Annotated in this window: 14 protein-coding genes; 6 read left to right on the top strand and 8 right to left on the bottom strand. The window is 62.3% G+C overall.

Translation table 11 applies throughout. From position 1 onward, the window contains the following. Positions 1–29: 29 nt before the first annotated feature. From QQL85_RS01745 to QQL85_RS01725, 5 genes are all read left to right on the top strand, one after another. The gene (locus QQL85_RS01745) at positions 30–1,523 is read left to right on the top strand and encodes an RNA polymerase factor sigma-54 (protein WP_284354919.1); all 1,494 of its coding nucleotides are present in this window, start codon (positions 30–32) and stop codon (positions 1,521–1,523) included. Between the two features lie 79 nt (positions 1,524–1,602). Further along, complete coding sequence (gene hpf / locus QQL85_RS01740; protein WP_003255135.1) at positions 1,603–1,911, top strand: ribosome hibernation-promoting factor, HPF/YfiA family; 309 nt, start codon at positions 1,603–1,605, stop codon at positions 1,909–1,911. Positions 1,912–1,923: 12 nt separating this feature from the next. Then, positions 1,924–2,388, top strand: coding sequence for a PTS IIA-like nitrogen regulatory protein PtsN (gene ptsN, locus QQL85_RS01735; RefSeq protein ID WP_284354918.1), 465 nt, complete (start codon positions 1,924–1,926; stop codon positions 2,386–2,388). A 2-nt stretch (positions 2,389–2,390) separates the two neighbouring features. Further along, positions 2,391–3,245: an RNase adapter RapZ gene (gene rapZ, locus QQL85_RS01730; RefSeq protein ID WP_284354917.1), complete on the top strand. Its 855-nt coding sequence runs from the start codon at positions 2,391–2,393 to the stop codon at positions 3,243–3,245. Positions 3,246–3,265: 20 nt separating this feature from the next. Beyond that, positions 3,266–3,538: an HPr family phosphocarrier protein gene (locus tag QQL85_RS01725; RefSeq protein WP_105946930.1), complete on the top strand. Its 273-nt coding sequence runs from the start codon at positions 3,266–3,268 to the stop codon at positions 3,536–3,538. Positions 3,539–3,662: 124 nt separating this feature from the next. Here the strand turns inward: QQL85_RS01725 and QQL85_RS01720 are convergent, their stop codons facing one another. The 6 genes from QQL85_RS01720 to pmbA all read right to left on the bottom strand — a co-directional run bounded on the left by QQL85_RS01720 (position 3,663) and on the right by pmbA (position 8,914). Then, positions 3,663–4,556 carry a ZIP family metal transporter gene (locus QQL85_RS01720; RefSeq protein ID WP_284354916.1) on the bottom strand — a complete coding sequence of 298 codons (894 nt, stop codon included), beginning with the start codon at positions 4,554–4,556 and terminating at the stop codon, positions 3,663–3,665. An 11-nt stretch (positions 4,557–4,567) separates the two neighbouring features. Next, positions 4,568–5,179: a superoxide dismutase gene (locus tag QQL85_RS01715; RefSeq protein ID WP_284354915.1), complete on the bottom strand. Its 612-nt coding sequence runs from the start codon at positions 5,177–5,179 to the stop codon at positions 4,568–4,570. A 1-nt stretch (position 5,180) separates the two neighbouring features. Beyond that, the gene (locus QQL85_RS01710) at positions 5,181–5,642 is read right to left on the bottom strand and encodes a hypothetical protein (protein ID WP_284354914.1); all 462 of its coding nucleotides are present in this window, start codon (positions 5,640–5,642) and stop codon (positions 5,181–5,183) included. Positions 5,643–5,669: 27 nt separating this feature from the next. Further along, positions 5,670–7,046, bottom strand: a complete 1,377-nt coding sequence (locus QQL85_RS01705) for a class II fumarate hydratase (protein ID WP_284354913.1) — start codon at positions 7,044–7,046, stop codon at positions 5,670–5,672. Further along, positions 7,039–7,440 carry a FagA protein gene (locus tag QQL85_RS01700; RefSeq protein ID WP_284354912.1) on the bottom strand — a complete coding sequence of 134 codons (402 nt, stop codon included), beginning with the start codon at positions 7,438–7,440 and terminating at the stop codon, positions 7,039–7,041. The genes QQL85_RS01705 and QQL85_RS01700 overlap by 8 nt, the downstream gene beginning before the upstream one ends. 127 nt (positions 7,441–7,567) lie before the next feature. Then, positions 7,568–8,914 (bottom strand): metalloprotease PmbA, encoded by a 1,347-nt coding sequence (pmbA, locus tag QQL85_RS01695; RefSeq protein WP_284354911.1) that lies wholly within the window; start codon positions 8,912–8,914, stop codon positions 7,568–7,570. A gap of 109 nt (positions 8,915–9,023) precedes the next feature. Here pmbA and yjgA point away from each other — a divergent pair, with 109 nt between their 5' ends. Then, positions 9,024–9,545 (top strand): ribosome biogenesis factor YjgA, encoded by a 522-nt coding sequence (gene yjgA / locus QQL85_RS01690; RefSeq protein ID WP_284354910.1) that lies wholly within the window; start codon positions 9,024–9,026, stop codon positions 9,543–9,545. A gap of 36 nt (positions 9,546–9,581) precedes the next feature. On the opposite strand, the gene tldD is transcribed toward yjgA, so the two are convergent. Together tldD and QQL85_RS01680 are read right to left on the bottom strand one after the other, a co-directional pair. Continuing rightward, a complete protein-coding gene (gene tldD / locus QQL85_RS01685; RefSeq protein ID WP_012270646.1) occupies positions 9,582–11,021 on the bottom strand; it encodes a metalloprotease TldD in 1,440 nt (479 codons plus the stop codon). Positions 11,022–11,023: 2 nt separating this feature from the next. Then, positions 11,024–11,875 carry a carbon-nitrogen hydrolase family protein gene (locus tag QQL85_RS01680; protein ID WP_284354909.1) on the bottom strand — a complete coding sequence of 284 codons (852 nt, stop codon included), beginning with the start codon at positions 11,873–11,875 and terminating at the stop codon, positions 11,024–11,026. Positions 11,876–11,883 lie beyond the last annotated feature (8 nt).

The following is an 11,883-nucleotide window of genomic DNA, read 5'->3' as shown; positions in this document are numbered from 1 at the left end:
GCCGGCGAACAAGGTATTAAGCCCCAGCCATGAAACCATCGCTCGTCCTAAAAATGGGCCAGCAACTGACGATGACACCGCAGTTGCAACAGGCCATCCGCCTGCTCCAGCTTTCCACCCTGGACCTCCAACAGGAAATCCAGGAAGCGCTGGAGTCGAACCCGATGCTCGAACGTCAGGAAGACGGCGACGACTTCGACAACAGCGACCCGATGGCGGACAACGCCGAGAACAAGCCGGCCGCCGAAGCCCAGGACAACAGCTTCCAGGAGAGCACCGTCAGTGCCGACAACCTGGAAGACGGTGAGTGGAGCGAGCGCATCCCCAACGAGCTTCCAGTTGATACCGCCTGGGAAGACATCTACCAGACCAGCGCCAGCAGCCTGCCGAGCAACGATGACGACGAGTGGGATTTCACCACCCGCACATCCGCCGGCGAGAGCCTGCAGAGCCACCTGCTGTGGCAGTTGAACCTGGCGCCGATGTCCGACACCGACCGCCTGATCGCCGTCACCTTGATCGACAGCATCAACGGCCAGGGCTACCTGGAGGACACCCTCGAGGAAATCTGCGCCGGTTTCGACCCGGAGCTGGACATCGAGCTCGACGAAGTCGAAGCGGTGCTGCACCGCATTCAGCAGTTCGAGCCAGCGGGTGTTGGCGCCCGCAACCTGGGCGAATGCCTGCTGCTGCAACTGCGCCAGTTGCCGGCGAGCACCCCCTGGATGACCGAAGCCAAGCGCCTGGTCACCGATTTCATCGACCTGCTCGGCAGCCGTGATTACAGCCAGCTGATGCGGCGCATGAAAATCAAGGAAGACGAGCTGCGCCAGGTGATCGAACTGGTACAAAGCCTCAACCCGCGCCCGGGCTCGCAAATCGAGTCCAGCGAGCCCGAGTATGTGGTGCCCGACGTTATCGTGCGCAAAGACAGCGACCGCTGGCTGGTGGAACTGAACCAGGAAGCCATCCCGCGCTTGCGCGTCAACCCGCAGTACGCAGGCTTCGTACGCCGTGCCGATACCAGCGCCGACAACACCTTCATGCGTAACCAGTTGCAGGAAGCGCGCTGGTTCATCAAGAGCCTGCAAAGCCGCAACGAAACCCTGATGAAGGTTGCCACGCAGATTGTCGAGCACCAGCGCGGTTTCCTCGACCATGGTGACGAAGCAATGAAGCCGTTGGTGCTGCACGACATCGCCGAGGCGGTAGGCATGCACGAGTCGACCATTTCGCGGGTTACCACGCAGAAATACATGCACACCCCGCGTGGTATCTACGAACTGAAATACTTTTTCTCCAGCCACGTCAGCACCTCCGAAGGCGGAGAATGCTCGTCCACGGCGATCCGCGCGATCATCAAAAAACTGGTTGCGGCGGAAAATCAGAAAAAGCCATTGAGTGACAGCAAGATCGCTGGTTTACTGGAGGCACAAGGCATCCAGGTAGCCCGTCGCACCGTCGCCAAGTACCGCGAGTCCCTCGGCATCGCACCGTCGAGCGAGCGCAAGCGACTGATGTAGCCCCTGAGATGTGCCACAGCGTTTGCGGGGTAGGTGCAAGACCTGCCTCTTTATGCACGGGCAACAAAGGAGAAGCTGTATGCAAGTCAATATCAGTGGACAGCATGTAGAAGTCACCCAACCACTGCGCGATTATGTGCTTGAAAAGCTCGCCCGCGTAGAAAGTCACTTCGACAAGATCACCAACGTGCAGGTCATCATGAAAGTCGAGAAGCTGCAGCAGAAGGTCGAGGCGACCCTGCAGATTCCCGGCGGCGAAGTGGTTGCCAACGCCGAACACGAAGACATGTATGCAGCGATCGACGCCTTGGCCGACAAGCTCGACCGCCAACTGAAAAAACACAAGGAAAAACAGCAAAGCCTGCTGCAAGGTGCAGCTGCCCGCTGATCCCCCTCATCCATGATCCGACTTGAAACCATCCTGACCCCCGGCCGTTCCCTCGTGAACGTGCCGGGCGGCAGTAAAAAGCGCGCCCTGGAAAAGGTCGCCACCGTCATCGCCGAACAAGTGCCAGAACTGGAGATGCAAGACGTCTTCGAAAAACTGGTCGCCCGGGAAAAACTCGGCTCGACCGGTTTCGGCAACGGCATCGCCATTCCGCACTGCCGCCTTGAAGGCTGCTCGGCGCCGGTTAGCGCCCTGCTGCACCTTGAAGCACCTATTGATTACGACGCTATCGATGGCGCACCCGTGGACCTGCTGTTTGTCCTGCTGGTGCCTGAAGCCGCCACCGATGCCCATCTGGAACTGCTGCGTCAGATCGCCAGCATGCTCGATCGCAAAGAGGTTCGTGATCGTCTGCGTGCCGCCAGCAGTAACGAGGCCCTGTACCAGGTTGTCCTGGACGTACAGAACGAGCACTGAACATGCGCCTGATCATCGTCAGCGGCCGGTCCGGCTCCGGCAAGAGCACCGCCCTCGATGTCCTGGAAGACAACGGTTTCTACTGCATTGACAACCTTCCCGCCGGGCTGCTTCCGCAGTTGGCGGAGGAGGCACTGATCAACACGGAATTACTGCAACCCAAGGTTGCCGTGTCAATCGATGCGCGCAACCTGCCCAGCCACCTCACCCGCTTCCCCGAGCTACTCGAAGAAGCGCGAGCGCGGAATATCCAGTGCGACGTGCTGTTCCTGGATGCCGAAGAGGACATGCTGCTCAAGCGCTTCTCGGAAACCCGCCGACGCCACCCGCTGACCAATGCCAACCGTTCGCTGGCAGAAGCCATTCGCGTGGAGAGCGAGCTGCTAGGGCCAATTGCCGATCTGGCAGACCTGAAGATCGACACCACCAGCCTCAACCTGTATCAACTGCGGGATTCGATCAAGCTACGCCTGCTCAACCAACCCGAGCCCGGTACAGCCTTCCTGGTCGAGTCGTTTGGTTTCAAGCGCGGCATGCCAGTCGATGCCGACCTGGTATTCGATGTACGCTGCCTGCCCAACCCCTACTGGAAGCCCGAACTGCGCGAGCACTCCGGCCTTGATCAACCGGTCGCCGACTACCTGGCCGCACAGCCGGACGTCGAAGACATGTTCAATGACATCTCCAGTTACTTGCTCAAGTGGCTGCCCCGCTTCGCCGCCAGCAACCGCGCCTACGTCACCATTGCTATCGGCTGCACCGGCGGCCACCACCGCTCGGTGTACATCACCGAACGCCTTGGCCAGTTGCTGCAGCAATCCCTGAAAAACGTCCAGGTCCGCCACCGCGACCTCTAAGCCCAAGGATCCGCCCCACGATGCCCGCCCGCGAAATCACCATCATCAACAAGCTGGGCCTGCATGCCCGGGCGGCAGCGAAGTTCGTCGGCGTGGCCGGCCGCTTCCCCTGCGCAGTCAGGGTTGGCCGCGCGCCGGACAAGCTGGTGGATGGCAAGAGCATCATGGCGGTGATGATGCTGGCGGCCGGAAAAGGCACACAGGTTCACCTGCTGACCGAGGGTGAGCAGGACAACGACGCGATGGATGCGCTGGTCGAGCTGATCAATAACTTCTTCGACGAAGGCGAATAAACCGCTTGGGCCTAGGTTGACTGTACCGGCCCTATCGCCGGCAAGCCTGCTCCCACAGGTACAGCACAGGCCGCAAGCCGGGTGAAATACCTGTGAGAGCAGGCTTGCCGGCGATGAGGCCAGATCAGGACATCGCGGTATCCATCACCATCATCAAACAGAACCCGATACACAGCCCCAGGCTGGCCAGACGATGATGGCCGTTGCTGCGTGATTCCGGGATGATTTCCTGGGTGACTACCAGCAGCATCGCCCCCGCCGCGCAGGCCAGGCCCAGCGGCAGCAGCAGTTCGGCGATGTTCACCAACCAGGCACAGATCACTGCAGCTACCGGCTCGACCAAACCTGAAGCAGCACCGATCAGGAAGGCTTTGAAGCGCGGCATGCCCGCCCCTGCCAACACCAGCGCAATGACAAGACCCTCAGGCACATCCTGCAAGGCAATACCCATGGCCAGGCTGTCGGCGTCAGCCATTCCACCACCGGCCGACACACCAATAGCCATGCCTTCAGGGATGTTGTGCGCGATGATCGCGATGACAAACAGCCAGATGCGCGCAGCAATCACTGGCTGATTGCCGGTGCCGACCAGTGCTTCCGGCGAGGCGCCAGACACCTTGAGGTCAACCAGAAACAGGCACAGCGCACCGAACATCAGGCCAAAGCTGATCAGACCACCCGCGCCCCAAGGGCTGAAACCGATGGACTGAGCGGCGTCCAGCCCCGGAATGATCAAGGAAAACGCGGTGGCCGCCAGCATTACGCCAGCGCCAAAGCCCAGCAGCGTATCGGCCAACGCCACCGGCATGTTGCGAATGACCAGTACCGGTACCGCGCCCAGCGCCGTCCCCAGCGCACACAATGCGCCGCCTTCCAGCGCACGCAGCATGCGTGGCTCCAGGTCCAGCCAGGCAAGGCCTCGCGCCACCAGCAGCGCGGTGCCGACCAGCAACAGCAAGGTCCCAAGCGCCAGGCGGAACAGGCGCACACTGCTGACAGACATTACCTCTGAGCGCATACCGGTCTGACTCACTTCAGGGCTTCGAGGTAACGACGTTCCACTTCCGCCCAGTCAATGACGTTGTAGAAGGCACCGATGTATTCCGGACGACGGTTCTGGTACTTCAGGTAGTAGGCGTGCTCCCACACGTCCAGCCCGAGGATCGGCGTGTTGCCGTGCATCAGCGGGCTGTCCTGGTTGCCGCTGCTCTCGACCACCAGGGTATTCTGCGGTGTTACGCTGAGCCAGGCCCAGCCGCTGCCGAAACGGGTCAGCGCAGCCTTGGTGAAAGCATCCTTGAAGGCATCAAAACCGCCCAATTGTGCAGTGACGGCTTGCGCCAGCTGGCCCACAGGCTCGCCACCGCCCTTGGGCGACATGACGGTCCAGAACAGGCTGTGGTTGGCGTGCCCGCCACCGTGGTTGGTCACTGCGCCACGCAGGTTTTCTGGCAGCTGCTTGACGGCGCCGACCAGTTTTTCCACCGGCCATTCGGCCCACTCGGTACCTTCGATGGCGGCGTTGAGGCCGTTGACGTAGGTCTGGTGATGCTTGGTGTAGTGGATCTCCATGGTCTGCGCATCGATGTGCGGTTCCAGCGCATCGTAGGCGTAAGGCAAAGCAGGCAAGGTATGCGGCATGTCAGTGAATTCCGTAGGCTTGGGTTCTGGGCGCCACATCCGGCTGGGCAGCGAGTTCGCTGGCCCCGGCGTTATGGCGGTTGAGCAGACGCTCGGTACGTGGGTACTGGCCGTATTCGGCGATGAAACTCAGCAACTCGGTGTAGGTGCGCCCACTGTGGCGCAAGGCTGCGTCACGCAGCGCTTGGGGCAAGCGCGCCTCCTGGCTGGCCTGCAACAGCCGTTGGTGAGCGGCGCACAGGTAGTCGGCGCTCTCGTGCGGCTGGTTCAGGCGCAGGTGCAGGTCGGCCAGGTTGTGGTGGGCGATGACAAATGCAGCCACCGCTTCGTCGACATCATGCCAGCGCTCGAACAGCACCTGGGCGAGGGCCAGGGCCTGCAGGTAATGTTCCCGGGCGTCAACCAGCTCGCCTTGTTCGAACAGGCGGTTGGCGGTTTCCGTGGTGCGTTTCCAGTGCTGCATGGTTGCCTCCTGAGCGGTGACGCAGGGTCAGATACCGCCGGCGGTGAGTTTTTCCGGGTCCAGCAGCGCTTCCAGTTGGTCACGCGACAGGTCGGTGTGCTCCAGCGCCACATCGATGATCGGGCGGCCCTGCTTGTAGGCGGTCTTGGCGATTTCGGCAGCCTTGAGGTAGCCGATGATCGGGTTCAGCGCAGTGACCAGGATCGGGTTGCGCGCCAAGGCCTCCTTGAGCTTGCCCTCGTTGACCTTGAACGTGGCGATGGCCTTGTCGGCCAGCAGGCGGCTGACGTTGGCCATCAGCTCGATACTTTCCAGCAGGTTGCGGGCGATCACCGGCAGCATCACGTTCAGCTCGAAGTTGCCGGACTGGCCAGCGACAGCGATGGTGGCGTCGTTGCCAATCACTTGGGCAGCAACCATGGCGGTGGCTTCCGGAATCACCGGGTTGACCTTGCCTGGCATGATCGAGGAGCCAGGCTGCAGGCCTTGCAGCTCGATTTCGCCCAGGCCAGCCAGCGGGCCGGAGTTCATCCAGCGCAGGTCGTTGGCGATCTTCATCAGCGCCACGGCGGTAGTCTTGAGCTGGCCAGACAGCGCCACGGCGGTGTCCTGCGAGCCGATCAGGGCGAACAGGTTCTGGCCCGGGGTGAACTCGACCTGGGTCAGGCCGCTGAGCTGGCGGGCGAAACCGGCCGCGAACTGTGGGTGGGCGTTGATGCCGGTCCCCACGGCGGTGCCGCCCTGAGCGAGCGCCTGCAGGCTCGGCAGGGTCGCTACGATGTGTGCCTTGGCACCGTTGATCTGCGCGGCCCAGCCATCCAGCACCTGGCTCATGCGCACCGGCATGGCGTCCATCAAGTGGGTACGGCCAGTCTTCACATACTGATGCACTTGCGCCGACTTGGTCTCGATCACCTGCACCAGGTGGCTCAGGGCCGGCAACAACTGCTCGTGCAGGGCCAAGGCCGCGCTGACGTGGATAGTGGTCGGAATGATGTCGTTGCTGCTCTGGCCACAGTTGACGTGGTCATTGGCGTTTATCGCATCGCCCAGTACACGGCTGGCCAAGGTGGCGATCACCTCGTTGGCGTTCATGTTCGAACTGGTGCCGGAACCGGTCTGGAACACATCCACCGGGAAGTGCTGGATGAAATCCTCGCTCAGCAGTTGCTCGACCGCCTTGACGATGGCATCGCCCTGCGCGGCGGACAGTTGCTCCAGCTCGATGTTGGCCTTGGCGGCGGCCGCCTTGGCCAGCAGCAGCGCGCGAATGAACTGGGCTGGCATGCGCTGGCCGCTGACTGGGAAGTTGTCGACCGCGCGCTGGGTCTGGGCACCGTACAGGGCCTGGGCCGGCACCTGCAGTTCGCCCATGCTGTCACGCTCGATACGGGTATCACTCATCATCAAATCCTTGCATCAGGTCATCGGGAGAAATCGACGGCAGCAGGCGGCAATTGGCCAACTGCAGGGCGTAGGGCTGCCAGCGCTGGTTCTGTTCATGGCGGTCGAGATTGCGCAGGTCCAACAGTGGTCGCCAGGCCTGGTCGAGGCACAGGCAGCGCCAATGCCAGGGCAACATACGGTCGCAGGCGGTATCCAGCAGCAGGCGGAAAGAGGTCAGTGCCACCGTCCATGACGAGGTCTCGGTGCAGCACACCAGATAGCGGCCCTCGGCCAGGTAATGCTCGATCAGGCGCGGCTCGTCGGGTTCGAGCGCACAGCGGATGCGCCGGCTGAGCCAGCGCCAGTTTTCCAGGTAGGGCAGTTCGCGGAGGACGGGTTTCATGAACATCATCGCCGGGTTACTGGATAATGATATTCATTATTAAGTGATAAACAGAATCACTTCAAGAAAAAGGTGATGAAACAAAAAACCCGGCACAGGGCCGGGTCTTCTGATTTGCTGAGGAATCTCGAACGGATTAGCTACCCGCTACAGTCATCCGCTCGATCAGCACAGACCCCGTATGGATATTGCTACGCGTTTCGAGATCGCTACCAATCGCCACAATTTGCTGGAACATGTCCTTCATATTGCCGGCGATGGTCACTTCCTGCACGGCATGCTGGATCTCGCCGTTTTCGACCCAGAATCCTGCCGCACCCCGGGAGTAATCCCCCGTCACCATGTTCAAGCCGTGCCCCATCAGTTCGGTAACCAGCAGGCCGCGACCCATACGACGGATCAGGGCCGCCTGGTCTTCGACGCCGTGGCTGACGAACAGGTTATGCACACCGCCCGAGTTGGCCGTGCTTGGCAAGCCCAGCTTGCGCCCGGAATAGGTGCCCAGCAGGTACGACACCAGCTCGCCTTTGTCGACGAACGGCTTTGCATAGGTCGCCAGGCCATCACCATCGAACGCGGCGCTGCCCAGTGCTCGCGGAATGTGCGGGCGCTCGTCGAGGGTAAGCCAGGAGGGGAACAGGCGCTGGCCAATGGTCCCTTCAAGGAACGACGATTTGCGGTAAAGATTGCCGCCGGAAATCGCCGAAAGGAAGCTGCCGAACAAGCCACCAGCCAGTTCGGCGGAAAACAGCACCGGCACTTCGCAGGTGGGCACCGGGCGCGCGCCCAGGCGGCTGGCGGCACGCTCGGCAGCGCGAACACCGATGCTACGCGGGTCGGCCAGCAGGTTGCCTTGGCGGTTCACGTCATACCAGTAGTCACGCTGCATTTGCCCGTCGCCTTCGGCGATCATCACGCAACTCAGGCTGTGCCGGGTCGAAGCGTAACCACCGATAAAGCCATGGCTGTTGCCGTACACGCGACAGCCTTGATGGGTATTCAGGGTGGTGCCATCTGCGTTGAGGATGCGCGGGTCGGCATCGAATGCCGCAGCCTCGCAGGCCAGGGCCATCTCGATGGCCTTCTCGGGCTCGATATCCCAGTCGTGATACAGGTCCAGATCCGGGATGTCGCGGGCCATCAGCGCTGCATCGGCCAGGCCGGAACATTCGTCCTCGGACGTATGCTTGGCAATGGCCAATGCCGCAGCGACGGTTTCGCGAATTGCGTCCGGGCCACTGGCCGAGGTGCTGGCCGAACCTTTGCGCTGGCCAACGTAAAGGGTGATGCCAAAGCCCTGGTCACGGTTGAATTCGACGGTCTCAACCTCACGCTGGCGTACCGTTGTGGACAGGCCCTGCTCCAGCGACACTGCCACTTCGCAGGCACTGGCCCCCTGGCGGCGCGCCTCGGCAATGATTGCCTCGACCTGCTCCTGCAATGCTGGCAGGTCTTTCGGACCCACGCTCTGGACTGCACTCATGGTTCTCTCCAATCAAATTCTGCGTACGGCTTGGGGTCATTCTACGACCGGGCCGGACAAGCGGCCCCCGACTGGTTATCATGGCGGCGATTTCTAGCGGACTGCCACCATGGTTGATTCAAACGACGACGCCTTCGACGGCGAAAAAAGCAAAACCCAGATCAAGCGCGAACTGCATGCACTGGTCGAACTCGGCGAGCGCCTTACCACGCTCAAGGCCGATACCCTGGCGCGCCTGCCGTTGACCGACGAGCTGCGCAAGGCGCTGGCCGAGGCCAGCAAGCACACGGCTCATGGCGCCCGTAAACGCCACATGTCGTTCGTCGGCAAGCTGATGCGCGTACAGGACCTGGATGCCATCCACGCCTTGCTCGAACAGATGGACAGCTCGACTCGCCAGTACAACGAGCGCTTCCACGGACTGGAACGCTGGCGCGACCGCCTGATCGACGGTAACGACGAAGACCTCGAACGTTTCGTCAACGAGTACCCCGAAACCGATCGCCAGCAAATGCGCTCGCTGGTCCGCCATGCCCAGCACGAGAAGGCGCGGAACAAGCCGCCTGCCGCTGCGCGCAAGGTGTTCAAGTACATCCGCGACCTCGACGAACTGCAGCGCGGGTTGCGTTGACCCAATGGGGGCCGCCTTGCGGCCCCCAGAAGGCCATCACGCCCCGGTACCGCCCACGGTAATCGCATCCAGCTTCAAGGTAGGCTGCCCTACCCCCACCGGCACCGACTGCCCGTCTTTGCCGCATGTGCCGACCCCGCTGTCCAGCGCCAGGTCGTTACCGACCATCGACACCCGGCTCATTGCCTCCGGACCGTTACCAATCAGGGTCGCCCCTTTCACCGGTGCAGTAATCTTGCCGTCTTCGATCAGGTAGGCCTCACTGGTCGAGAACACAAACTTGCCGCTGGTGATGTCCACCTGGCCACCGCCGAGGTTGGCGCAGTAGATACCCTTCTTCACCGACGCGATGATTTCCTGTGGGTCGCTTTCGCCGGCTCGCATGTAGGTGTTGGTCATGCGCGGCATTGGCAGGTGCGCGTAGGATTCACGGCGGCCGTTACCGGTCACCGCCATGCCCATCAGGCGCGCGTTCAGCTTGTCCTGCATGTAGCCCTTGAGCACCCCGTTCTCGATCAGTGTGGTGCATTCGGTCGGGGTGCCTTCGTCATCCACGCTCAGCGAGCCACGGCGGCCTTCGAGCGTGCCATCGTCAACGATGGTGCACAGGCTCGATGCCACTTTCTCGCCAATACGGCCACTGAACGCCGAACTGCCCTTGCGGTTGAAGTCGCCTTCCAGGCCATGGCCGACAGCTTCATGCAAAAGCACGCCCGACCAGCCCGAACCCAATACCACCGGCAAGGTACCGGCCGGCGCCGGAATCGCTTCCAGATTCACCAGTGCCTGACGCAGCGCCTCACGGGCATAGCCCATCACCCGCTCTTCAGTGAAGAAGCGGTAGTCGGTACGCCCGCCACCGCCCTGCCCGCCGCGCTCGCGGCGGCCGTTCTGCTCGACGATCACACTGACGTTGAAGCGCACCAGCGGGCGCACGTCGGCGGCCAGGCTGCCATCTGCCGCCGCGATCAGGATGCGCTCCCAGACCCCGGCCATACTCACACTGACTTGCTGAATGCGTGGGTCCAGGGCACGGGTGGCGGCATCGACACGCTTGAGCAACTCGACCTTCTCAGCACGGCTAAGTACATCCAGCGGGTTGTCTGCGGCATACAGGGCCGTTACTTCCTGGCTGCGGAAGGCCTGCACCGTACCGTTCTGACCGGCACGGGAGATAGAGCGGGCAGCGCGCGCCGCCGAGGTCAGCGCCTCGAGGTTGATTGCATTGCTGTAGGCGAAGCCGGTCTTTTCACCCGACTGGGCACGCACGCCCACGCCTTGGTCAAGGTTGAAGCTGCCCTCTTTGACAATGCCGTCTTCCAGCGCCCAGGTTTCTGAGATCTGCCCCTGGAAATACAGGTCGGCGGCGTCGATGCCGGGGCCGGCCAACTCACCCAGCACGCTCTGCAGGCTGTCCAGGGTCAAGCCGCCTGGGGCCAGGAGCTGCTCACTGACGGTGGATAACATCTGGCTCATAGTCACTCCGAGGTGTGCGCAGGCCGCAACGCGCCCTGCGAGAAAAAGCGCCGGTGCGATACCACCGGCATGCGCGCCCGGATGGACGCTTGTTCTTCAATGTCGCGCTCGGCAAGCAGTACCGCTTCGCCTTGCGCCTGTTCTGCGACGATGCGCCCCCAGGGGTCGACGATCGCCGCATGGCCATGGGTTTCGCGTGGGCCTGGGTGGGTACCGCCCTGCGCCGCCGCCAGCAGGTAACACTGGGTTTCGATGGCGCGGGCGCGCACCAGTACCTCCCAATGGGCCGCGCCTGTCACTGCTGTAAAGGCAGCCGGCGCAGTGATCAGTTCCGCGCCAGCAGCACGCAGTGCGCTGTACAGCTCGGGGAAACGCAAGTCGTAGCACACGCTCAACCCCAGCCGCCCGACAGGTGTATCAGCCACCACCACTCGAGCGCCATGCGCATAGTCATCAGACTCACGGTAACGGCCGCGATTGTCGGTAACATCCACGTCAAACAGATGCAGCTTGTCATAACGTGCCACCACCTCGCCGTGCTCATCGATCAGCAGCGAGCAGGCATGGGCCTTGGCCTCGGGCTGGCCGACCGGCGGCAAGGGCAAGGTACCGGCAACAATCCATAACTTGAGGTCGCGGGCGGTGCGTTTCAACCATGGCAGGATCGGCCCGTCGCCCAACGCTTCGGCACGGCCGATATCAGCAGCGTCCTTGCGGCCCATGGCGGCGAAGTTTTCCGGCAGCACCGCCAGCCGTGCACCGCCCAATGCAGCCTGCTCCAACAGGGCACCGGCACGTTGCAGGTTGGCCAGCACATCATCCTGGCTGACCATCTGGATTACCGCTGCCTTCATGGGCACTC

Origin of the sequence: Pseudomonas putida, from assembly GCF_030159595.1 — a bacterium.
GTDB lineage: Bacteria > Pseudomonadota > Gammaproteobacteria > Pseudomonadales > Pseudomonadaceae > Aquipseudomonas > Aquipseudomonas putida_AC.
This window is presented reverse-complemented; position numbering and strand designations above follow the sequence as displayed.